Below are 22,629 nucleotides of genomic sequence, written 5' to 3'. Positions count from 1 at the left end.
CGGATCGGCGGTCAGAAGGCCGCCGGTTCTCCAATCAAGATCGCCCTGAGATCATTCACGTTCGTGCCGGTCGGGCCCGGCACGAACAGATCGCTCGTGGCATTGAAGGCAGTCCAGGCATCGTTGCCCGCCAGCATGGCCTTGGCATCGACGCCATGAGCCCGCATGCGCGACACGCTGCCGCCGTCGGCGAAGGCGCCGGCATTGTCCTCCGATCCGTCGATGCCGTCGGTGTCGGCGGCGAGCGCATGGATGCCCGCGACGCCGTCGATCCCGATGGCGAAGGAAAGCAGGAACTCGCTGTTGCGGCCGCCCTTGCCCTTGGCCCGTAAGGTGACGGTCGTCTCCCCGCCTGACAGGATCAGCACCGGCTTGTTGAACGGACGGTCCCGCGTCGCCACCTCGCGGGCGAGGGCCGCATGGACCGAGCCCACGTCGCGTGCCTCGCCTTCGATGGAATCGGAGAGAATGACGGCCTCCATCCCATGGCGCCGGGCCTCTGCGGCTGCTGCCTCAAGCGAGACCGCCGCCGAGGCGATGACATGCACCTCGTTGCGCGAGAACCTGGCATCGGCGGGCGCAGGCGCATCGGCGGCGGCTGATTTCAAATGCGCCATCACCGCCTCCGGAAGGTTCATGCCGTAGGTTTCGACGATGCGCAGCGCGTCGGCGCGGCTCGCCGCGTCGGGCACGGTCGGCCCTGACGCCACGAGGGCCGGATGGTCTCCCGGTATGTCCGAAACTACCAACGAGACGACGCGCGCCGGGAAGGCAGCCGCCGCAAGCCGCCCGCCTTTGATCAGCGAGACATGCTTGCGCACCGTGTTCATCGCCGCGATCGGCGCGCCGGAGGCAAGCAGCGCCTGGTTGACCGCGATCTCGTCGGCGAGTGTGAGGCCGTCGGGCGGCGCGGGAAGCAAGGCCGATCCACCGCCGGAGACCAGCGCGACGACGAGGTCGTCCGACGTCAGGCCGCTCACCTTGTCCAGCAGGCGACGGGCGGCACCGAGCCCGGCTTCGTCAGGCACGGGATGTGCCGCCTCGATCACCTCGATCCGCCGGCATGGCGCGCCATAGCCGTAGCGGGTCACCACCAACCCTTCCAGCGGCCCATCCCAGGCCTTCTCGAAGGCGGCCGCCATCTGGGCCGACCCCTTGCCCGCGCCGATGACGATCGTGCGTCCCTTCGGCTTTTGCGGGAGGTGTTTGCGGATGGTCAGTTCGGGATCGGCCGCTGCGACGGCCGCACGGAAGATGGAAGTGAGGAGTTCCCTCGGATCGATGCTCATGAGTTCAGCCGTCCTCCGCTTCATCCCTTCATTCGATGTCGCGCTGCCCCTCATCCGGCTGCTGCCAACTCGCCCGCAGGCGGCTAAGGCACGCGTACATCGCGAAAGTACCCCTCATCCGACCTCGCCCCGGCGGGCGAGGCCACCTTCTCCCACAAGGGGAGAAGGCCGGAGCCCAGCTTTACCGTGGCGGCAAAATCACCACGCTTGCGATTGGCCGAAACTTCAGTGCAGGCGTTCCCTTCTCCCCTTGTGGGAGAAGGTGGCCGCGCCCACGGGTCTTGCCTTCGGCAAGCCCGAGGACAGGCTCCGCGCGGTCGGATGAGGGGTATTTTCGCGATGTGTGCCTGCCGCAGTCGGTTGCGGGATGCCGGCAGGCGGATGAGGGGCTGGCGCGACATCAATTTTCCACCGGCCCGAGCGCCAGAGCGGCCGCATCCAGCCCGAAATGCTTGCAGAGCGCGGCCACGATCACCTCATGGTCCTGCCGTTCGGGCAGGCCCGACACGCAGATTGCGCCGACGACGCCGACGCCTTTGACCGTCACGGGGAAACCGCCGCCCGCGAGCACATAGTCGGCTGGGTCCAGCCCCTCGCCGACCGGAAAGGTCCGGTCGGGTCGGGCCTTTTCGAGCACCATGCGATAGCTGCTCTTCAGGAACATCCTGACGACATTGTGCTTCCGCCGCGCCCAGTTCCGGTTTGAGTCGGTCGAGCCGGGAAGTGCGGCGTAGAACAGCGGACGGTCCCAGGTCCTGATGTCGACCACGATGGGCAGCTTGCCGGCGAGCCCCGCGTCGCGGACCAGCGAACCGATGGCGAAGGCCGTCGCTTCGTCGAAGCTCTCGAAGACAAGGCTGGCCTCCTGCTCAGCGATTTTCCTGATGTCGTCCGCGGCCGCCATGTCTCCCTCCATTGGAGCGCCACGTGCACGATTTGGGCCGATGCTGTAGCGCGTCTGTGTCCTGACGGCTTGGCGCGAACGCGACGCCGGGTCAACAGCGGGAGGCCGATTTTCTCCGCTCATTGCCCCCAATCAGGGGTCGACCGTGACCATCGTCGTCTTTGCCGCCCTGCCCGAGACATAGACTTCCGCGATCGCACGGTCGTCGCCCAGCGTCTGGAGCAGGAACAGTTCCTCGGCAAGCGAGGAGACCGTCTCCATCCTCAGCCGCATGACCGGCGTCGCGCGCGCGTCGAGCACCACGAGGTCGGCATCCGTGCCTGGCTCCAGCGTACCGATCCTGTCGGCCAGCGACAGCGCCTCGGCATTGCCCCTCGTGACCTGCCAGAAGGAAGCGAAAGGATTGAGCTTCTCGCCGTTGAGCGCGATGACCTTGTAGGCCTCGTCCATGGTGCGAAGCATGGAATAGTTGGTGCCGCCGCCGACATCGGTCGCGGCTGCGATCCGCAGCGGGTTCTCGCGTTGCCGGAAACGCTGATAGTCGAACAGGCCCGAGCCGAGGAAGAGGTTCGACGTCGGACAGAACACGGCAACCGAACCGCTGGCCGAAAGCGCGTCCGCTTCGCGCTCCGACAGGTGGATGCAGTGGCCGAACAGGCTTCTCTTGCCGAGCAGGCCGTAGCGTTCATAGACGTCGGTATAGTCGGTCGACCAGGGATAAAGCTCCTGGGTGAAGGCGATCTCGGCGTGGTTCTCCGACAGATGGGTCTGCATATGGAGATCGGGGTGCTCGCGCATCAACGCCTGCGCCATCTCCATCTGCTCGGGCGACGAGGTGATCGCGAAACGCGGCGTGATCGCGTAATGCTGCCGGCCGCGCCCGTGCCAGGCATCGATCAGCGCCTTGGTGTCGTCATAGCCGGACTGCGGCGTGTCGAGGACCCCTTCGGGCGCGTTGCGGTCCATCATCACCTTGCCGGCGATGTTGAGCATGTCGCGGTCGTGCGACTCGGCGAAAAAGGCCTCGGCGGATTCCTTGTGCACCGAGCAGAAGGCGACCACGCTTGTCGTGCCCTGGCGGACCATCTCGTCGAGGAACAGCCGGGCGATGCGGCGGCCGTGCTGGGCGTTACGGAACTTGGTCTCTTCCGGGAACGTATAGGTATTCAGCCAGTCGAGCAGCTCGGCGCCGTAGGAGGCGATGATCTGCATCTGCGGCATGTGGACGTGGCAGTCGATGAAACCCGGCAGCAGCAGATGCGGCCGATGGTCGACCGTTTCGACGTCAGGTCCGGCCTCGGCCGTGACATCAACATAGGCGCCCGACGCCACGATCTTGCCGTCACGCACCAGCACCGCGCCATCCTCCTCGTAACGGTAAGCGGCAATATCGTCGATGCTGTCGGGCCAGCGGTGGAAGCTCAGTGTGCGTCCGCGGATGAGGGTCGTGGTCATGACAGGCTCGCAATCTTTCCGTTCGGTTCGGGCCTGGCCCGTCTCCCCATGTTTGGGGAGGAAATCGGCGTGGCCGTTTGGCCTTCCTCCGGCAGCCGGAGGAAGGTCAGGCAGGCGGATCAGGGGCGTTCTCCGAGCCTTCTACTTCTTCCGTGCTTCCTCGAACCAGGCGACCAGAAGGTCGCGCTCCTGGGGCGTGATCTGGGTCACGTTACCCGGAGGCATGGCATGGCTGCGCCCCGCCTGCAGATATATCTCGCGGGCATGGTCGGCGATCGCGGCGTCGCTGTCGAGCACCACGCCCTTCGGCGCATGATAGATGCCTTCATAGGAGGGCTCGACCGCATGGCACATGGCGCAACGGCCCATCACCGTGTCGCGCACCGCGGGGAAATGGGCCGAGGCGGTGTAGACCGCGTTGACGGCCGCCGCCTTCGGCTCGCCGGTCAGCACCTTCGGCACGGTCGAGAGCCAGATGATCACGATGAACAGCACGCCGGCGGCAATCCAGGTCCACAGCGGGTCGCCCTTCCGCGCATGGGTCGTGTTGAAATAGTGCCGGATCAGTACGCCGATGATGAACACCAGCGACGCGATGACCCAGTTGTACTGGGTGCCGAACGCCAGCGGATAATGGTTCGACAGCATCAGGAACAGGACGGGCAGCGTCAGGTAGTTGTTGTGCAGCGAGCGCTGCTTGGCCTGGGCGCCGAGCGCGGGGTCGGGCTTGCGGCCGGCGATCAGATCGGCCACCACCTTCTTCTGGTTCGGGATGATGATGAAGAAGACGTTCGCCGACATGATGGTGGCGGTGAAGGCGCCCAGATGCAGGAAGGCCGCGCGCCCCGTGAAGAGCTGCGTATATCCCCAACTCATGAATACCAGCACCACGAAGAGGCACAGCATCAGGCCGGTGTCGCTCCTGCCGAGCGGCGACTTGCACAGGAGGTCGTAGACGATCCAGCCGACCGCGATCGAGGCCATCGAGATGCCGATCGCCACCGGCGCCGAGACATCGAGAACATTGCGGTCGATGAGGAAGAGGTCAGCGCCGGCGTAGTAGACCACGCAGAGCAGCGCGAAGCCGGTCATCCAGGTGGAATAGGCTTCCCATTTGAACCAGGTCAGATGCTCGGGCATGTTGGCCGGCGCGACCAGATATTTCTGGATGTGGTAGAAGCCGCCGCCATGCACCTGCCACTCTTCGCCATAGGCGCCCACCGGAAGGTCGGGACGCCTGCGCAGGCCGAGATCGAGCGCCACGAAATAGAAGGACGAGCCGATCCAGGCGATGCCGGTGACGACATGCAGCCAGCGCACGCCGAAACTCAGCCAGTCCCAGAAGATCGCCAGATCCAGCATGCGTTGGTCCTCACCTCGCTCGATTTCAGGACTTTACGTGCCGTGCCGCAAACGGAAAGACCGAAGCTGCGCGATGACTTTCAAAAAAAAATAAAAAATACTACCTTGCCGGCACGCGAAACGCAGCCGGGAACACATGGCCTATCTCGACAACATCGCCGTCTTTGTCCGCGTCGTGGAACTTGGCAATCTCTCGGCCGCCGGCCGCGACATGCGCATATCGCCGGCGGTCGCCTCCAACCGCATCAAGGAGCTGGAGAAACATCTCGGCGTGCGCCTCTTCAACCGTACCACGCGGCAATTGATGCCGACCGAGCACGGCACGGTTTTCTATTCCGGCGCCAAGCAGGTGCTGGAGGCGATCGTCGAGGCGGAAGCCGCGGTCAGCGCCCTGTCGGGCCAGCCGCGCGGCGCGATCCGCGTCACCGCTCCCCTCGGCCTCGGCCGCCGTTTCATCGCCTCGGGCATTCCCGACTTCCACGACAAATATCCCGATATCGAGGTCAGGCTTCGGCTTTCCGACCACAATGTCGACATCCTCAAGGAGGGCATCGACGTGGCTTTCCGGTTGGGCGTGATCGAGGACTCCAGCCTCAGGATGCGCGGCATCATGGAATGCGAGCGCGTGCTGGTCGCCTCCCCCAAATATCTGGAGGCACGCGGCGTGCCTTCCGACCCGGCCGAGCTGATCTCCAAGAAACACGATTGTCTCATGCTGCGCTTTCCCGGATCGAAGGAATTCTATTGGACACTGAGGACATCAAACGGTTCGGCGAAATTCGAGGTGCATGGCCCCTTCGATTCCGACGACGGCGACGTTCTCACGGGCTGGGCGCTCGCCGGGCGCGGCATCGTCAACAAGCCCCGCTTCGAGGTGGAACCCTTCATCCGCGACCGGCGCCTCAAGGTCATCCTGGAGGAGACCCCGCCGACCCCGGTGCAACTCGCCGCCGTCTATCCGCACAAGAAGCTGCAGGACCCGAAGGTTCGCCTGCTGCTCGACTTCATGGCCGACCGCTGCCAGAGGCTGATCCGGGACATATTGGCGGGGAAGTGATGTGTCCCCGGCTCAGGCGAAGACTGTGTTGTTCTCGGCCGGGGCGTGGTTTCCCATCCATTCGGCACTCTTCTTGATGCCGCCCAGCGGGAAGACATGAAGTTTCCGGATCAAACCGCCTGGGTTGCGGGCAGTGTAATCCGCCAGGTCGGCGACGACCTCTGTCGGTTCATATGGAAGCAGAAGCCGCGTGACGTCGAGGGCTCGCTTCTGCAGCACCTTCAGCGAGGGCCCTACGCCGCAGGAGATTGCGTATTTGATCAGCGTCTGCAGCTTGGCAGGCCCGGCAATGCCGACATGGATCGGCAGTGTGACGCCGGCCGCCTGAATTCGCTCCGCCCAGGTCGCCACGGAGCGTCCGTCGAAAGCGAACTGCGTCAATATGGCCATCTCAGCATCGGTCCTGGCTGAAAAATCCTCTTTCCAGAACAAGGCATTATCCACGTTCGCCGTCGACCCGTCGGAATCGATGTCGCGATTGCCTTCCGGGTGGCCGGCAATGTGCAAATGCGTGAAGCCATGACGGTCGAACAATCCACTCTCCATAAGCTGGATCGAACTGTTGAAAGCGCCTGAAGGCGTCGATGCGCCACCGCCCAGGAGCAGTGCCTGTTTCACGTCGGCTTCACCGCGGTAGCGATGGAGCCAGTCCTCCAGTGTGTATGCGTTGGGGATGCTGCGCGCGGGGAAGTGCGGCATCACGGGAAAACCTTCGGCGTTGAGCCGCCTTGCGGTCGCAACCATGTCCTCGATCGGCGTACCTTCCAGGTGCGCGATGTACACTCGGGTGCCGGCGGGCAGAATGCCCCTGAAGTCGTCGATCTTGGCCGCCGTTCTGGGCGTCACTTCGATCGACCAGCCGTCGATCAGATCCGAAAAGGCCGGATTGGGGCTTCGCGCGTTGGACCTGGCGGTGAAATTCAGCAAAGCCATTCGCATCCTCCTGCGACAATCCTCAAAGCCGCAGAATGTATACATGACTCCAAAATGATTTTTCAAGCCAGCCTTAGGTTTCTGCAAAAATAGCCAAAATTCGCGCCTCTACGCATTGCACCGCTTCGGCGGATGCCGCATAAAGAATACATCTGGAAGCCATCGAATGAGGCAGACAGCGGGCACAATCGCCGATTGGGAGGAAGAAGGAAGCGTGGAAACGGCTCAACGGGACGGCTCTGCGATGGCCGCCCACAGCGGCTACGCCGAACCAGGCCCAAGGCATCCGGAACTGCGGTTTGTCTCTCGCAGCGGAACGAAATTGCCCGCGAGCAGGAACCTTGCCACTAGTCGACAGTCGGGAGTTTAGGCATGCTCTGCGGGCACGCCAATGCAGTGCGAACCGACATCCATCCTGGATCGGCAACACGGCGTCGGGGCTTCGAACGCATGTCTGACCGACGAAACATGATCCAGCCCGCAGTGACCTCATTTACGCAAGGATGGCGCCATGACGGAGCCTTGTTATGATGTGGCCCATCTTGGCCATGTCGAACTCTATACCGACAGGTTCGAGCAGAGCCTGGACTTCTTCACAAGGGTCTATGGACTTAGCGCGAGCCTTGTCGAAGACGGCTGCGCCTATCTGCGCGCCTTCGACGACTACGAGTTCCACACCCTTAAGCTGACACGCCATCACACGACCGGTGTTGGGCATGTGGCATACCGGGCCGCATCACCGGAGGCGCTGGAGCGGCGCGTGGCAGTCATCGAGCAAATGGGCTGCGGCATCGGCTGGGTGGAAGGCGACGCCGGCCATGGTCGTGCCTATCGATTCACCGACCCGGATGGCCACATCTTCGAGCTCTACTACGATACCCGGGTTTACGAGGCGCCGGACAACGAACGTCCCGCGCTGAAGAACATTGCCCAGCGCTACCATGGCCGCGGCGCCTGCCCGCGCAGGCTGGACCATCTCAACCTGCTCGCAGCAGACGTCTCCGCGATCCGCGATTTCATGACCCGGGCATTGGGCAGCCGGGTGACAGAACAAATCCAGCTCGACAATGGGCGACTTGGCGGGTGCTGGTTCACTGTCAACAACAAAAGCTACGACATTGCCTATTCCGAGGATCACACCGGAACGAAAGGCCGCTTTCACCACGTCACCTATGCTGTCGACCAGCGCGAGGACATACTTCGGGCGGCCGACATCTTTCTCGAGAACGGCGTTCATATCGAAACCGGCCCCCACAAGCATGCGATCCAGGGCACGTTCTTCCTCTATGTCTGGGAGCCGGCCGGCAATCGGGTGGAACTTGCCAATGCCGGGGCGCGCCTGATCCTGCGGCCCGACTGGCCGACGGTGACCTGGACGGAGACCGAGCGGAAGAAAGGTCAGGCCTGGGGCCTGAAGACTATCGAAACATTTCATACCCATGGTACGCCCCCCGTGGGCAGGAAGGACTGAACTCATGGCAAAGACGGCACTCGTCATCAGCGCCCATTCCGCCGATTTCGTCTGGCGCTGCGGCGGCGCGATCGCCCTGCATCAGCAAAAGGGTTACGAGGTCACCGTGCTCTGCCTCTCTTATGGTGAGCGGGGCGAGAGCGCCAAGCTGTGGAAGAACCCGGGCATGACGCTCGAGAAAGTGAAGGCCGCACGGCGTGTGGAAGCGGAGAACGCGGCAAAGGCTCTGGAAGTCCATGACATCCAGTTCTTCGACCTCGGCGACTATCCGCTGGAAGTGGACCGCGAGGCGAAATACCGGATCGTCGACGTGATCCGCAAGGTTCAGCCCGAATTCATGTTGAGCCATTCGAAATGGGACCCCTACAACACCGACCACATGTATGCGACGCAGATCGCCATCGAGGCGCGCATGATCGCGCAGGCCTGGGGGCACAATCCTGGAGAAAAGGTGCTGGGCGCCCCGCAGCTCTATCTCTTTGAGCCGCATCAGACCGAGCAGATGGAGTGGAAGCCCGACGTCTTCCTGGACATCTCCAGCGTCTGGAACAAGAAATGGGCCGCCATCCAGTGCATGGAGGGCCAGGAACACCTCTGGCACTACTACAAGAACGTCGCCGAGAACCGCGGCAATCATTTCATGCGCAATTCCGGCGGCCAGTCCGGCGGCCGCAAGGCCACCCATGCCGAAGGCTTCCAGTCGGTGTTCCCGCGCACGGTGGATGGACTCTGATGGGCGTCGTGGTTCAGCATATCGCACGCGCCGAACAGCCCGTCATCGACCGGTTGGCAGCCTGTGGCGTTGCCACTGTTCATGAGGCGCAAGGGCGCAAGGGGCTTTTGGCGAGCTATATGCGGCCGATTTATCCGGGTGCGCGCCTGGCTGCGAGCGCCGTTACCATCTCAGCTCCTCCAGGAGACAACTGGATGGTTCATGTTGCCATCGAGCAGTTGATGGCCGGTGACATTCTGTTGCTCGCGCCGACGAGCCCCTGCGAGGATGGCTATTTTGGCGACCTTCTGGCGACTTCGGCACGGGCACGCGGTTGCCGCGGCCTGATCATCGACGCAGGTGTACGCGACATTGCCGATCTGAGGGCGATGAACTTCCCGGTATGGTCGAAGGCCGTCTTTGCGCAGGGAACCGTGAAGGAGACGCTTGGATCGGTCAATGTGACGGTCGTCTGCGCCGGCGCATTGGTCAACCCGGGCGACGTCATCGTCGCCGACGATGACGGCGTCTGCGTCGTTCGCCGCGAGGAAGCCGAGAGCGTCGCCGGGAAGGCCGAGGCCCGTGTCGCGGCGGAAGAGGCCAAGCGGGTCAGGCTGGCGGCTGGAGAACTTGGCCTGGACATCTACAAGATGCGCGAGCGGCTGGCTGAGAAAGGGCTGAAATATGTCTGATCCTGCGCGGCGCGTGGTCGATCCGGCCGCCGGCGTACCCTGCATGTGGATGCGCGGCGGCACCTCCAAGGGCGGCTATTTCCTGGCGCACGAACTGCCTGAGGACCGTGATGGATTCTTGCTGCGCGCATTGGGGTCTCCCGACCCCCGCCAGATCGACGGCATGGGTGGAGCCGACCCGCTGACGTCCAAAGTCGCCGTGGTGAAAAGATCGCAAAGGCCCGGTGTCGACGTCGACTACCTGTTTCTGCAGATATTCGTGGACCAGCCTGTCGTTACGGATGGCCAGAACTGCGGCAACATCCTTGCGGGCGTTGGGCCGTTCGCGATCGAGCGTGGATTGGTGACCGCGAGGGAAGGCCAGACCGAAGTCCGTATCTACATGGAAAATACCGGCCAGGTCGCCACGGTACGGATCGAGACGCCCGGCGGACGCGTGAGCTATCAAGGGGATGCGCGTATCGACGGGGTTGCAGGCACAGCAGCACCCGTGCCGATCACCTTCGCCGATACGGCCGGTTCGAGCTGTGGCGCATTGCTTCCGACAGGCCATGCATCGGATGTCATCGACGGCATCGAATGCACCCTGATCGATAATGGCATGCCCTGCGTCGTCATGCGCGCATCCGACCTTGGTATCTCCGGCATCGAGACGCCCAAGGCATTGGAAGCCGACGGGATACTTCGCGCCAGGCTCGAAACGATCCGCCTGGCGGCGGGGCCACGGATGAACCTCGGCGACGTGACCAGGAAATCGGTACCGAAGATGACGATGGTTTCGTCGCCACGGGGCGGCGGCGCCATCGCAACGCGCACCTACACTCCCCACCGCTGTCATGACGCGATCGGGGTTTTGGGCGCGGTCAGCGTCGCCACGGCATGCCTGTTGCCCGAAGGCCCGGCCGCCGAACTTGCAACTGTGCCGGAAGGCGGCGAAAAGCTCCTCTCCGTTGAACATCCCACCGGCGAGATGAGCGTGATTGCCACGGTTCGCGACGGGGTGGTCACGAATGCGGCGGTCTTGCGCACCGCCCGCAAGCTTTTCGACGGACACATATTTGGATGACACAGCGAGGATGCATCCCCGCGACAGAGAGGATTTATGGCCGACTACATATTGACCCTGCGCTGCATCAACAGACGTGGCATCGTCGCCGCCGTCGCCGGGCGCATCGCGAGCCACGGTGGCGACATTACTGAAGCAAATCAATTCGACGATCCCGAAACAGGCATGTTCTTCATGCGTGTCGCCTTCTCCATGGACGGGCCGGAGCAGGACTTCCGGGCGGCAATCGCCGAGGAGGAGAAGGCTTTCGGTCTCGATCTGGCGCTGCGGCCAGCCGGCCTGAAGCGCAAGGTCCTGCTGCTGGTTTCCAGGTTCGACCACTGTCTCGGCGATCTACTCTACCGGATGCGGATTGGCGAGCTCAACATGGAAGTGGTCGGCATCGTCGGCAACCATCCGCGCGAAGCACTGAACCTGACGCTGATGGAGGGCATTCCCTACCACCATCTGCCCATCACCAAGGACACCAAGCCGCAGCAGGAAGCGCAGATTCGCGCGTTGATCGAGCAGAACGGGGTCGAGCTGGTGGTGCTGGCGCGCTACATGCAGGTGCTGTCCGACGAGTTCTCGGCCTACCTTTCGGGACGCTGCATCAATATCCATCACAGCTTCCTGCCGGGTTTCAAGGGCGCAAAGCCCTACCACCAGGCGCATGAGCGCGGCGTCAAGATGATCGGCGCCACGGCGCATTACGTGACCGGCGACCTCGATGAGGGGCCGATCATCTGCCAGGACGTGGAAGCAGTGAGCCATACCGATACGCCCGACGCTCTTGTGCGCAAGGGCCGCGACATCGAGCGGCGTGTGCTGGCGCGCGCTGTTGGCTGGCATCTCGAAGACCGCGTCCTGCTCAACAAGCGCAAGACCGTCGTGTTCATGAATTAGGACGTACCATGAAGATCGGGTTCCTGGGTTATGGCGAGGCGGCGCGCGCCTTTCACGAGGGATTGAAAGATGCCGCCGCAGTCGTGCTGGCGCATGACATTCTGCTTCTTTCCGGCGACGAAGCGATGCGTGAGGCGATGTCCGTGCGCGGCGCCCAGATCGCGGAAACGGCGGCAGCGCTTGGCGCTGCCGACCTGATCTTCAGCGCCGTGACCGCTGACCAGAGCCTGCTCGCCGTCCAGCCGCTCCTGCCGCATCTTGGGCCGGGGCACGTTTTCGTCGACATCAACTCCGTATCCCCGGAGCGCAAGCGCCAGACGGCAGCAGCCGTGGAGGCCGCCGGCGCGAACTATATCGATATGGCGGTGATGGCGCCTGTGCTCCCACGCAAGCACCGGACACCGGTACTGCTCGCCGGGCCTGCCGCCTCGCAGATGCTGCCGGAGTTTCTGGCGCTCGGTTTCACGGCAGAGATCGCCGGCGATGCGCCAGGTGCCGCGACCGCGATCAAGATGGTGCGTTCGGTCTTTGTCAAGGGGCTGGAAGCCATCACCGTCGAGGCCTTGCTTGCCGCTCGAGCCTCTGGCTGCTTCGACGAGATTCTCGCGTCGCTGTCGAGTTCGTATCCTGGCCTCGACTGGCCGCACTTCGCCGAATACCAGATGGAGCGCACGACGCGGCATGGACGCCGCCGGGCAGCGGAGATGCACGAGAGTGCGGCGACGCTGGACGCACTCGGCCTTCATGGGGGCCTGGCGGTGGCGATTGCCGCGGTCCAGGAACGGATGGGTGCCTGCGGCGTCACGTCGGAGCAGGGATTGAAGCCGACTGTCGATCACGTGCTCGCGCGCCGGCTGGCCAGGTCGCCGTAGGAGATTCCGTCTCCTGCCGATTTGCAGCGAGCCGCTGTGGCGGCTCGCCTTCGTTCAGCGCCGGATCGTCGTCATCGGGTCGGCGATGCGCGCCGCCTGGAAAGTGTCGGGAAGCGGGGTCAATTCGATAAATTGGACGACGCCGGCCCGGTGCAACGGATCTCCCTCGGCGAAGGCTTTCGCATCCTGGAGGCTCTCGGCCTCCAGGATTCCGAAATTGCCTATCTGCGCCCCACCTTCGTCGAGCAGGGCCGAGCCGATCAGGACCGATGCAAGACCTTCTCCGCCCGACTGCACCCAGGCACGATGTGCCGGCCGGTGTGTGTCGCGGGAGACATCCTGGCCCGGATGATGCAGACAACGCATGAGAAAGAACATACGCGTCAGCCCGCGTTTTCCAACACGACCATTCCAGCGCCCGTCATCGAGGCGGGGGCGTGGTAATGTTTGTGGATCAGGTCGACCTGCGGGTTCATTGCCGCCCGCATTACCAGCCACATGATCAGTTCGGCGCCCTCGGAGCCGAATTGCTCGACATAGTCTTCCCGAGTCATGGTGCGGTAGGGTTCCGGATCGGCAGCGATGCCATCCAGCCAGGCGCGGTCGGCGGCCTGGTTGATGAAGCCGGCCCTCGCGCCTTGAAGCTGATGCGACAGCCCTCCCGTGCCAAGGATCACGACGCGTTCGTCGCCGGGCCAGCTCTCGATCGCCTCGCGGAGCACTCCCCCCATCTCCCAGCAGCGTTGCGGGGTCGGGATGGGGTACTGGATCGTGTTGACCCAGATCGGCAGCACTTTCACCGGCCACGTCTGCGGACGGCCGAAGAACAGTTCCATCGGCACCTGCAGACCGTGGTCGACTTCAATCTCCCGGCAGACCATCGGATCGAAATGGCGCTCGACCAGCAGGTCGACGAAGTGCCAGGAGAAGTCGACAGCGCCTTCGAAAGTCGGGATGGCGCGTGGACCCCAGCCCTCGTCCACGGGCTGGTAGGTGTCGGCAACGCCCACAGCGAAGGTCGGAACGCGATCAAGGAAGAAAGTGTTGCCATGGTCATTGAAGATGACAACGGCAATGTCGGGTTTGGCCTCGCGCATCCATTCCTTGCCCGCTTCGTAGCCGTCGAAGAACGGCTTCCAGTCGGGCGTATCGCGCAGGCCCTTGTCCAGTGCCGCGCCGATAGAGGGAACATGGCTCGTTCCGATGCCGCCGATGATCTTAGCCATTGCGCCTTCTTCCCAGTCGTTCGTAGAGAAAATCGTCATGCGACATGCTTGCCTGCGCCGCGCCGATCTGGGTGATGGCAGTGGGGTCGACGGCCGAAATCTTCAAGATGAAGAACAGGTTGCCCCCCAGGCGCACCATTTCATGCCAGTCGCGCGACAGGACGGCCGTTTTTTCCTGGGCATTCAGGCCGAACCGGTCGAGATAGGCTTCCTCGTCCGCCTCGAAGGCGGCGCGGTTCTCCGCTCGACCGAGCCCCATGGCCATCTTGTTGATCCTGTAGCCGCGGATCGACCCTGCCCGGTCGAATAGCGGCGTGTCGGGAATCGCTGTCTTCTGCTCAGGCATTTGCCTCTCCAAATCTGCGATCGAGCCAGTCGGTGATGGCGGCTGTCACCTCGGCGGGACGCTCTACCGGCGCAAAATGACCAGCGTTTTCGATGACGGCTAGTTCCGCATCTGGCGCGATTTCGGCGATCTGCTGGTGCTGAGCGATCGGGCTCCAGCCGTCCTGGCGCGCCGCAACGAGCAGGATGGGACAGGTTATCTCGGCCAGATACGCGCTGGCGTCCGGTCGACCGAGGAGCGCGCGGATATGGCGCTCATGGATATGCGCGTCGGCACGGAGCACCATCGCTTTCAATTTGGAGACGAGCGCCGTGTCTGTGACGCGCGCCCGGTTGAGCATGGGAGGTAGCCAGGAATCCGCGAGAGCTTCCATGCTGCGATGCCCGAGCTCGATCATCTGCCGACGTTTGATCTCTTCACCTTCGCGCCGAGGATGGTGGCCGGTGTTGGCGAGGACCAGTCCGCGGACGCGAGCGGGAGCCAGACGCGCCATTTCCATAGCGATACGGCCGCCCATGGAATGCCCCACGGCGATGATGTCGCCTGAGGTCTCTCCAAGAAATTGCTCGGCCATCCCGGAGATGGAGGCGCCCGTCGATAGGTCCGCCGCGTGGGCGTGCATTCTTGCGGCGACGGCGTCGGCCAGGGACGCCCAGACAAGGGCGTCTGAAACAAGTCCCGGAATGAGTACGAGCGTTGTCACTTTGGTGGCCTCCAGCCCCAGCCACATCATAATGTATACATAGTGTCAACAAACGGCTACAATATTTCTCGCAGATACGCGTTTTCTGGTGTTCTCCGGGACAGAGATGGATACATGATTGGCTGGGATTGGCTGACTGCCTTAGGGGGCTTCGCTCGCTCCGGGGCCGGTGCTATAGCTGCATGCAGGGGAAAAGGGACTGCCGATGAAGATTAGCGAAGTCGCAACACATGGCCGTCGCGCGGTGATCGAGTTGCGGGAAAAGATCATCAGCGGCGAATTGCCGGGCGGCATGCGTCTTTTCGAGGTTCCTCTCGCCGAAACGCTCGACATTTCGCGTACACCTGTCCGCGAGGCGCTGTCGCGCCTTGCCGAGGAGGGCCTGCTGGACCGCCTGCCGAACGGCGGCTTTGTGGTGCGCAAATTCGGCTATGCCGATGTCGTCGACTCGATCGAACTGCGTGGCGTGATGGAGGGCACGGCGGCGCGACTTGCTGCGGAGCGCGGCGTTTCGCCGGAGGCGCTGGCGCGGATCAACGATATCGTTGTCCAGCTCGATTCCTGTTTCGGCCCCGGCCAGGACGAGGTCGATTTTGATACTTATTCCGACCTCAACGAGCGCTTCCATCTGGAACTCGCGGCATTGCCCGGCAGCGAGATCATTCGGCGCGAGGTGGAGCGCGCCAGCGCCCTCCCCTTTGCCTCGCCGTCGGCGTTCCTGCCGAACAAGACGGAGATCGTCGCCTTCCGCCGCTCCTTGTGGTCGGCACAGGAACAGCACCGGGCGCTTGTCCAGGCAATAGCCGCAAGGGAGGGTGCGCGTGCCGAAGCAATCGCACGCGAGCACGCGCGCACCGCTCGACACAACCTTGAATACATCTTCGCCAAGGACCCGGGCCTTCTCACAAAGATTCCGGGCCTCGCCCTGATCCACAGATAGAACGTCGATCATGAATACATGAGCGAGGCGACCTTGGTCGCCGCGTTCTCCTTTTGCCCCCCCAAAGTTGGCGTTGCGGGAAGAAAGGCACTTGCATTCTCCGCCCCTATCGGCATGAATGTATACACTACGCTGATCCCAAGGGAGGAATCGATATGTCGTCACAAAGCCTTTCCCAGGTTTTGGAAAAGAATCGGAACATCGTGGAGCTTTTGCGCAGCTCCCAGACCGGCATGTATGTATACCCGGTGGTGACGGCGGAATTCTCGAACTGGCGCACGGAACAGGCAGCGTGGCGGAACTCCGCGGTCCTTTTCGATCAGTCGCACCACATGGATGAACTGATCGTCGAAGGCCCGGACGCGGAGAAATTCCTCGCCTATCACGGCGTCAACTCGTTTTCGAACTTCGGTCTCAACCGCGCAAAGCACTTCGTGCCGGTTACGCCGAACGGCCACGTCATCGGCGACCACATCATCTTCCGCGAGCGCGAGGACAAGTTCGTCCTCGTCGGCCGCGCGCCGACCTCGAACTGGCTGATGTTCTGCGCCGCCTACGGCAAGTGGAACGTTCGCATCAGGCATGACCCCCGCTCGCCCTCGCGGCCGGAAGGCGAGCGCGTGCTGCGCACCCACTATCGTTACCAGATCCAGGGCCCGGACGCGCCGAAGATCCTCGAGAAGATGAATGGTGGTCCCATCCCGGAGATCAAGTTCTTTCACGTCGACCGGATCAACATCGGCTCCAGGAAGGTGCAGGCACTGCGCCACGGCATGTCGGGCGCGCCGGGCCTGGAAATCTGGGGCCCTTACGAGGACAAGAGCTACATCCTGTCCTGCATATTGGAGGCGGCCAAGGATGCCGGCGTCGATCTCGTCCGCTGCGGCAGTCGCGCCTACTCGACCAATACGCTGGAATCGGGCTGGATCCCCTCGCCGCTGCCGGGCATCTACACCGGTGACGGCATGCTCAAGGATTACCGCGACTGGCTCGGCGCGGACTCCTACGAGGCTATCGGGGCCATCGGCGGCAGCTTCGTCTCCGACAACATCGAGGACTATTACGTCAATCCGTTCGAGCTCGGCTACGACTTCTATATCGGCTGGAAGAAGGATGACTTCGTCGGCAAGGCCGCGCTCGAAAAGATGAAGGGCCAGAAGAATCGCAAGAAGGTGACGTTCGAGTGGAACGCCGAGGACGTCGTCGAGGTCATCGCCTCGGCTTTCCGTCCAGGCGAGGAACACTACAAATGGATCGACTTCCCGCAGCCGAACTACGCCTCCACCAGCGCCGATATGGTGCTGCACGACGGCAAGATGGTCGGCATGTCGATGTTCAACGGCTATAGCTACAACGAGCGCTGCATGCTGTCTCTGGGCATTGTCGATCAGGACGTCCGGGAAGGCGACGTGCTGACGCTGGTCTGGGGCGAACCGAACGGTGGTTCGAGCAAGGCTTCGATCGAGCGTCCGCACAAGCAGGCGGAGATCCGCGTCCGCGTTTCGCCGACGCCTTACGCCCGCGAAGCGCGCGAAAACTATGCCGACAGCTGGCGCACCAAGAAGGGTTGATCCTTCCAGGCCGGACAAGAAAATGGCGCCCTCGGGCGCCATTTTTCGTACGATTGCCAGCCGTTGGGGCGCGCCCCGCGCCGCTTCGACGCGTCAAACGCTCAGATGCGCATCCAGCGTTTCCGGTGAAGCCAGCAACGCCGCGGCGGTGTTGCGGTAGACGACGATGCCGCGCTCGAGCACGATCACATCGTCGGTCAAGGGCAGTACCTTGCGCGCCTTCTGTTCGACGATGATCGCGGACATGCCTTCGCCCGTGACGACGCCCCGCAGGGCGGCCAGAAGCTCATCGACGATGATTGGCGCGAGGCCTTCCAGCGGCTCGTCCAGCAGCAGGATCTTCGGGTTCAGCATCAGCGCGCGGCCGACGGCCAGCATCTGCTGTTCGCCGCCCGAAAGCTGGTTGCCAAGATTGCGCCTCCGCTCCTTCAGGCGCGGGAACATCCCGTACACGCGCCCGAGGTCCCAGCCCCCCGGCCGGGCCGTGGCAGTGAGGTTTTCCTCGACGGTGAGCGACCTGAAGATGTTGCGCTCCTGCGGCACCCAGCCAATGCCCAACGGCGCGCGCCGCTCCGCCGACAGGCGGCTGACGTCGCGCCCATGGAGCCTGATCGTGCCCGCGTGATAGGTCGTCACGCCGACGATCGTGTCGAGCAGTGTCGTCTTTCCCGCGCCGTTCCTGCCGAGAAGGGCGAGCGACTTGCCTTCCTCGAGCGTCAGGTCGACCTTGGCAAGAACTTGTGCCTCCCCGTATCCGGCGACCAGGCGCTCGATGCGCAGAAGTTCCGGCATCACGCATCCTCCCCGAGATAGATGGCCTTGACCTGGGCGTCCTTCGAAATCTCGCCGACGGTCCCTTCCGCGAACAGGGCTCCCGCGACCAGCACCGAGATGCGGTCCGCAAACGAAAAGACGAGGTCCATGTCATGCTCGATGAGCACCACGGTCACATCGGCCGGCAATTCCCTCACTATCCCCAGCACCTCGTGCCGCTCCTCTTCCGGCACGCCGGCGGCGGGTTCGTCGAGAAGCAGGACTTTGGGGCGCGTGGCGATCGCGAGCGCGATCTCGAGCAGGCGCTGCTTGCCATAGGGAAGAAGCGTGGTGGCCGTGGCCATCACGTCGGCTAGCCGGAAGCGCTCCAGCAAGGCGGCTGCCTCGTCGGCAACCTCGCGGTCGGCCGACAGGGGGCGCCAAGCAATCCGGCCATGCCCCTTGCGCTCGCCGATCGCCAGCATCATCGAGTCGAGCGGCGTGAAGTCACCGAACAGCTGGTTGATCTGAAAGGTACGCGAAAGGCCGCGTCCCACGCGTGCGTGGGCGGGCAAGGCGGTGATGTCCTCTCCGCCGAGCAGGACCTGGCCGCCATTGGGCGCAAGCACGCCAGTCAGCAGGTTGATGAGCGTCGTCTTGCCGGCGCCGTTCGGGCCGATCAGGGCATGACGCGCGCCTTGCGTGATGCTGAGCGAAACATCGTTGGTGGCGACGAAGCCGCCAAAGCGCTTGACCAGGTTGAGGGTTTCCAGCGCCGGTATCATTTGTTCTTCCCCACGGCCGCCCGGACATTGACCAAACGGCTGACGGCAGAACCTGGCAGGAAGGTCTGCCAGCGGCTGACGCGCTCGCGCCCGACCAGCACGATGATGACCAGGATCAGGCCGATCCAGAACATCCAGTATTGCGGCGTGACGACCGACAGCCAGTCGCGCAGGACCGAGAAGAGGACCGCGCCGAGTACACCGCCATACAGATAGCCGACACCGCCGATCACCAGAACCAGCAGCACGTCCGCCGAGCGGGAGAAGGCGAGCACGTCGGGGGAGACGAAACTTGTCGTATGGGTGAGCAACGCACCGGCGATGCCGGCGTAGGCCGCCGCGATCGTATAGATCACAACGATACGCCGCGTCGGCGAAACGCCAAGCATCGAAGCGCGCATCGGATTGCGCTTGATGGCCTTCAGCGACAAGCCAAAGGGGGAATGCACGATGCGACGGGCGACCAGGGTCAGGACCATGAGTACGACGAGGGCATAGATATAGGCGTTGCGCCCCCACAGGTCGAACTCGAACACGCCCAGGATCGGCGTGATCATGACTCCGCTGAGGCCATTGGCGCCGCCGGTCAGCCACGCGACCTGATTCGCCACTTCGGCCAGCATCATGGCGACGCCAAAGGTTGTCATGAGCCTTGTCAGATCCGAGCCGCGCAACACGAGGAAGCTGGTGGCGAATCCAAAGGCACCGCTGGCCAATCCTGCCACAAGCAAGCCGGTTACGGGCTCGGAGAAACAATGCTTGGCAAACAGGCCCGCGACATAGGCGCCGAGACCAAAGAACGCAGCGTGGCCGAGGGAGACGATGCCGGCATAGCCAAGGATCAGGTCGAGCGACACCGCAAACAACGCCAGGATCGCTATTTCCGTGAGGATCAGCGACTTCGACGGGAGAATGAATATCATCGCTATGGCCGCGAGCCACAGAGCGACTTCCCAGATCTGCCAACGACCGGAGCGTTGAAGCAGGGCGATCGCCTCCCTGCCAGGGTTCATATTGTCGCCGCTCATCGTCCTCCCTCCCGGGAAAACAGTCCATGCGGCCTGAGGATCAGGACCAGGACCATGACGGCATAGATGATGAAGGCGCCGAGCTGGGGCACGTAATATTTGCCGGCGACATCGGCGATGCCCAGAAGCAGCGCGGCGACGAACGGCCCGGTGATCGAGGAAGTGCCCCCTACGGTAACGACAATCATGAAATAGATCAGGAACTTGAGCGGGAAATTGGGATCGAGACCGAGAATCTCGGTGCCGAGCGCGCCACCCAGGCCGGCAAGGCCCGAGCCGAGTGCGAAAGTCAGTGTGAAGATGACCGAGACGTTGATGCCGAGACCCCGGGCCACCCGGCCGTCATCGACGGCGGCACGGAGCTGGCTGCCCAGGCGGGTCCGCGTCAGGGCAAGCTGCAACACCGCCGCAAGAATCGCGCAGATGAGGATGATGAACAGCCGGTAGCGGCCGATGCCGACGCCGAACAGTTCGAAGCGGCCCCTCAGTTCGGGGGGCAGGTTGATCAGTTGCTGCTGGCCGCCGACGAAATAGTCGATCGCCGCGATCGACATGAAGACCAGTCCGATCGAGAACAGCACCTGATCGAGATGCGAGGCCTTGTAGAGTCTGCGGTACAGCGTGCGCTCGAGCGCTGCGCCAATCGCGGCAACGGCGAGGAACGCCACCGGCAGGCACCAGTAGAACGAGATGCCGAAATGGTTCATCATGATCACGGTGATGTAGCCGCCGGCCATGGCGAAGGCGCCGTGCGCCAGGTTGACGAAATTCATCAAGCCCAGCGTGATCGACAATCCGCAGGCAAGAACAAACAGAAGCATCCCGTAGGCGATGCCGTCGAACAGGATTGTCAGCATGGCTTCCAACTTCCTCGTGCGCGGCGGAAGCATGTTCCGCCGCGCATCTCCCGCAATGTGGCTTGTCGAATTGCCTCACTGGGCGGGAGCGTTGGGATCCCTGACCTTCTCGTAGGTCGCAAACTCGACGTTATATAGCTCGCCGTCCACTTCCTTGACCTCACGGATGTAGATGTCCTGCACCACGTCGCGGGTCGCCGGATCGATCGACATCGGGCCACGCGGGCTGGTCCAGGACGTGCCTTTCATCGCCTCGACCAGCTTCGTTCCGTCGGTATCTCCGCCGGTGGCCTTGAGCGCCTCATAGGCCAGATGCATGGCATCGTAGCCGCCCACGGACATGAAGTTGGGGCGCATATTGTTATTGGCCCTGCGGACTTCTGCAACATAGGCCTTGTTTTCGGGGCTGTCGTGGTTGGCGGAATAGAAATGCCCTGTGATGACGCCAACGGCCGGCTCGCCGATCGCGTTGAGCAGATCGTCGTCCGTTACATCGCCCGTGGCGATCAGCTTGATCCCGGCTTCGGCCAGGTTGCGGTCCGCGAACTGCTTCATGAACAGCGAGCCAACGCCCGATGGCACGAAAACGAAGATGGCGTCCGGCTTGGCGTCGCGTACGCGCTGCAGAAAGGGTGCGAAATCAGGGTTCTGCAACGGCACTCGGACGGCTTCGACGATCTCGCCGCCTTCCTTCTTGAACTGGTCAGTGAAACCCTTCTCGATATCGTGGCCCGGGCCGTAGTCCGTCACAAGCGTCACCACCCGCTTGAGCCCGTTCTGGGCGGCCCAGATGGCCACCGGCACGGCCGACTGTGGTCCGGCCATGCTTGCGCGGACAAAATAGTCCGACTGCGCCATGATCGCCGAGGTCGTGGCCGACGTGATGATTGCCGGGACCTTCGCCTGGTTGAGCACGGGGGCAACCGACATTGCCAGCGGCGTCAGCCCGAAGCCAACGAGCATCTTCGCATCCTCATTGACCACCAGTTCCTGAGCGATGCGGCGGGTCTGGTCGGCCGTGCCTGCATCGTCACGCAACACGAGCTCGATCTTCTTGCCGGCTACCTCGTCGCCATGCAGCGCCATATAGGCGCGTACGCCGGCCTCGACCTGACGGCCAGTCGACGCGAAGGGTCCCGTCATGGGCAAGATCAAGCCGATCTTGACTGTTTCCTGCGCATAGGCAGGCGCGCTCGCCAGCAGCGACAACATCGTGCCGGCGACAAATAACCTTCTGGAAATCATGTATACTCCTCCCTTTGATTGGACCCACATCTTCGTTCCGGAGATGTGCCCGAAATTTCCTTGCTTCTCCTAACTCTCAAGAGAAAATTGGCGGAAATGCGAAAACCGAACCGTGAACAGGATGTATACATATATCTCGCATCCGCACAAGTGACGAGGCCATCCTCATCAGCCTGAAAAGCGTGAGCGGTACCCGGTAGGCAGTCATGTGCCATTCTTGAGGGCCAGCCGAGCCAGCAATCGACCAAGAACCCTGGTGCCCTTGGCTTCAGGCAAAGTGGCTTCGGCAGCGGGAGCGGTACCGATCACCTTTTTCACTCCAACGGTCGACGAGATCAACCTTTGGAGTGAAAACGCGGCCCGGAGGGACTGCGCCGCCGTTTGAGGCCGCGTGGGCGGCAGCACCCACGCCCACTGCATGTATCAACATCCAGTGCCATTGATATCAGTCGTCCGTGCGAAGTCTGGCTGGATCAA

At 63.0% G+C, this 22,629-nt stretch carries 23 protein-coding genes; 9 read left to right on the top strand and 14 right to left on the bottom strand.

Annotation, left to right across the window (positions count from 1 at the left end; translation table 11 throughout):
* Positions 1-11: 11 nt before the first annotated feature.
* The 4 genes from JN280_RS13120 to JN280_RS13105 all read right to left on the bottom strand — a co-directional run bounded on the left by JN280_RS13120 (position 12) and on the right by JN280_RS13105 (position 5,010).
* Entirely contained in the window at positions 12-1,289 is a 1,278-nt protein-coding gene (locus JN280_RS13120) for a glycerate kinase type-2 family protein (protein ID WP_202312732.1), read from the bottom strand.
* Positions 1,290-1,689: 400 nt separating this feature from the next.
* On the bottom strand, positions 1,690-2,193 hold the full coding sequence (locus tag JN280_RS13115; RefSeq protein ID WP_202312731.1) for a heme-degrading domain-containing protein: 504 nt from the start codon (positions 2,191-2,193) through the stop codon (positions 1,690-1,692).
* A 132-nt stretch (positions 2,194-2,325) separates the two neighbouring features.
* Positions 2,326-3,648 (bottom strand): guanine deaminase, encoded by a 1,323-nt coding sequence (gene guaD / locus JN280_RS13110; protein WP_202312730.1) that lies wholly within the window; start codon positions 3,646-3,648, stop codon positions 2,326-2,328.
* A 141-nt stretch (positions 3,649-3,789) separates the two neighbouring features.
* Positions 3,790-5,010 carry a urate hydroxylase PuuD gene (locus JN280_RS13105; RefSeq protein ID WP_202312729.1) on the bottom strand — a complete coding sequence of 407 codons (1,221 nt, stop codon included), beginning with the start codon at positions 5,008-5,010 and terminating at the stop codon, positions 3,790-3,792.
* Positions 5,011-5,146: 136 nt separating this feature from the next.
* Here JN280_RS13105 and JN280_RS13100 point away from each other — a divergent pair, with 136 nt between their 5' ends.
* The gene (locus tag JN280_RS13100) at positions 5,147-6,067 is read left to right on the top strand and encodes a LysR family transcriptional regulator (RefSeq protein WP_202312728.1); all 921 of its coding nucleotides are present in this window, start codon (positions 5,147-5,149) and stop codon (positions 6,065-6,067) included.
* Between the two features lie 12 nt (positions 6,068-6,079).
* Here JN280_RS13100 and JN280_RS13095 read toward each other — a convergent pair whose 3' ends face one another.
* The gene (locus JN280_RS13095; protein WP_202312726.1) at positions 6,080-7,000 is read right to left on the bottom strand and encodes a methylenetetrahydrofolate reductase; all 921 of its coding nucleotides are present in this window, start codon (positions 6,998-7,000) and stop codon (positions 6,080-6,082) included.
* Positions 7,001-7,511: 511 nt separating this feature from the next.
* On the opposite strand from JN280_RS13095, the gene JN280_RS13090 reads away from it, so the two are divergent.
* Genes JN280_RS13090 through JN280_RS13065 form a run of 6 tightly spaced genes read left to right on the top strand, consistent with a single transcriptional unit; the run spans position 7,512 to position 12,698 of the window.
* Positions 7,512-8,471, top strand: a complete 960-nt coding sequence (locus tag JN280_RS13090) for a VOC family protein (protein WP_202312725.1) — start codon at positions 7,512-7,514, stop codon at positions 8,469-8,471.
* A gap of 4 nt (positions 8,472-8,475) precedes the next feature.
* The gene (locus tag JN280_RS13085) at positions 8,476-9,204 is read left to right on the top strand and encodes a PIG-L deacetylase family protein (RefSeq protein WP_202312724.1); all 729 of its coding nucleotides are present in this window, start codon (positions 8,476-8,478) and stop codon (positions 9,202-9,204) included.
* Positions 9,204-9,875, top strand: coding sequence for a 4-carboxy-4-hydroxy-2-oxoadipate aldolase/oxaloacetate decarboxylase (locus tag JN280_RS13080; protein ID WP_202312723.1), 672 nt, complete (start codon positions 9,204-9,206; stop codon positions 9,873-9,875). The genes JN280_RS13085 and JN280_RS13080 overlap by 1 nt, the downstream gene beginning before the upstream one ends.
* Complete coding sequence (locus tag JN280_RS13075) at positions 9,868-10,941, top strand: 4-oxalomesaconate tautomerase (protein WP_202312722.1); 1,074 nt, start codon at positions 9,868-9,870, stop codon at positions 10,939-10,941. The genes JN280_RS13080 and JN280_RS13075 overlap by 8 nt, the downstream gene beginning before the upstream one ends.
* 36 nt (positions 10,942-10,977) lie before the next feature.
* Positions 10,978-11,826 (top strand): formyltetrahydrofolate deformylase, encoded by an 849-nt coding sequence (gene purU, locus JN280_RS13070; protein WP_202312721.1) that lies wholly within the window; start codon positions 10,978-10,980, stop codon positions 11,824-11,826.
* A gap of 8 nt (positions 11,827-11,834) precedes the next feature.
* Entirely contained in the window at positions 11,835-12,698 is an 864-nt protein-coding gene (locus JN280_RS13065; protein WP_202312720.1) for an NAD(P)-dependent oxidoreductase, read from the top strand.
* 54 nt (positions 12,699-12,752) lie between these two features.
* On the opposite strand, the gene JN280_RS13060 is transcribed toward JN280_RS13065, so the two are convergent.
* From JN280_RS13060 to JN280_RS13045, 4 genes are read right to left on the bottom strand one after another with little or no spacing between them, the layout of a single operon-like run.
* Positions 12,753-13,076: a YciI family protein gene (locus JN280_RS13060; protein ID WP_202312719.1), complete on the bottom strand. Its 324-nt coding sequence runs from the start codon at positions 13,074-13,076 to the stop codon at positions 12,753-12,755.
* Positions 13,077-13,081: 5 nt separating this feature from the next.
* The gene (locus JN280_RS13055) at positions 13,082-13,924 is read right to left on the bottom strand and encodes a class III extradiol dioxygenase family protein (protein WP_202312718.1); all 843 of its coding nucleotides are present in this window, start codon (positions 13,922-13,924) and stop codon (positions 13,082-13,084) included.
* Entirely contained in the window at positions 13,917-14,270 is a 354-nt protein-coding gene (locus JN280_RS13050) for an extradiol ring-cleavage dioxygenase (RefSeq protein ID WP_202312717.1), read from the bottom strand. Before JN280_RS13050 ends, JN280_RS13055 begins: the two co-directional genes overlap by 8 nt.
* Positions 14,263-15,000: an alpha/beta fold hydrolase gene (locus JN280_RS13045; RefSeq protein WP_244743275.1), complete on the bottom strand. Its 738-nt coding sequence runs from the start codon at positions 14,998-15,000 to the stop codon at positions 14,263-14,265. Before JN280_RS13045 ends, JN280_RS13050 begins: the two co-directional genes overlap by 8 nt.
* A 178-nt stretch (positions 15,001-15,178) precedes the next feature.
* Between JN280_RS13045 and JN280_RS13040 the strand changes: the two genes are divergently transcribed.
* Together JN280_RS13040 and ligM are read left to right on the top strand one after the other, a co-directional pair.
* Entirely contained in the window at positions 15,179-15,913 is a 735-nt protein-coding gene (locus JN280_RS13040) for a GntR family transcriptional regulator (RefSeq protein WP_202312716.1), read from the top strand.
* A gap of 155 nt (positions 15,914-16,068) precedes the next feature.
* On the top strand, positions 16,069-17,484 hold the full coding sequence (gene ligM / locus JN280_RS13035; protein ID WP_202312715.1) for a vanillate/3-O-methylgallate O-demethylase: 1,416 nt from the start codon (positions 16,069-16,071) through the stop codon (positions 17,482-17,484).
* Positions 17,485-17,577: 93 nt separating this feature from the next.
* On the opposite strand, the gene JN280_RS13030 is transcribed toward ligM, so the two are convergent.
* The 5 genes from JN280_RS13030 to JN280_RS13010 form a co-directional block, all read right to left on the bottom strand.
* Positions 17,578-18,276 (bottom strand): ABC transporter ATP-binding protein, encoded by a 699-nt coding sequence (locus tag JN280_RS13030; protein ID WP_202312714.1) that lies wholly within the window; start codon positions 18,274-18,276, stop codon positions 17,578-17,580.
* On the bottom strand, positions 18,276-19,022 hold the full coding sequence (locus JN280_RS13025; protein WP_202312713.1) for an ABC transporter ATP-binding protein: 747 nt from the start codon (positions 19,020-19,022) through the stop codon (positions 18,276-18,278). Before JN280_RS13025 ends, JN280_RS13030 begins: the two co-directional genes overlap by 1 nt.
* A complete protein-coding gene (locus JN280_RS13020; protein ID WP_202312712.1) occupies positions 19,019-20,050 on the bottom strand; it encodes a branched-chain amino acid ABC transporter permease in 1,032 nt (343 codons plus the stop codon). Before JN280_RS13020 ends, JN280_RS13025 begins: the two co-directional genes overlap by 4 nt.
* Entirely contained in the window at positions 20,047-20,907 is an 861-nt protein-coding gene (locus JN280_RS13015; RefSeq protein ID WP_202312711.1) for a branched-chain amino acid ABC transporter permease, read from the bottom strand. Before JN280_RS13015 ends, JN280_RS13020 begins: the two co-directional genes overlap by 4 nt.
* Positions 20,908-20,982: 75 nt before the next feature.
* Positions 20,983-22,152: an ABC transporter substrate-binding protein gene (locus tag JN280_RS13010; protein ID WP_202312709.1), complete on the bottom strand. Its 1,170-nt coding sequence runs from the start codon at positions 22,150-22,152 to the stop codon at positions 20,983-20,985.
* Positions 22,153-22,629: the final 477 nt, after the last annotated feature.

It is taken from the genome of Mesorhizobium sp. L-8-10 (assembly GCF_016756635.1).
Classification (GTDB): domain Bacteria; phylum Pseudomonadota; class Alphaproteobacteria; order Rhizobiales; family Rhizobiaceae.
Note: the sequence above shows the minus strand (reverse complement) of the source record. Positions and strands in the feature narration are given on the sequence as shown.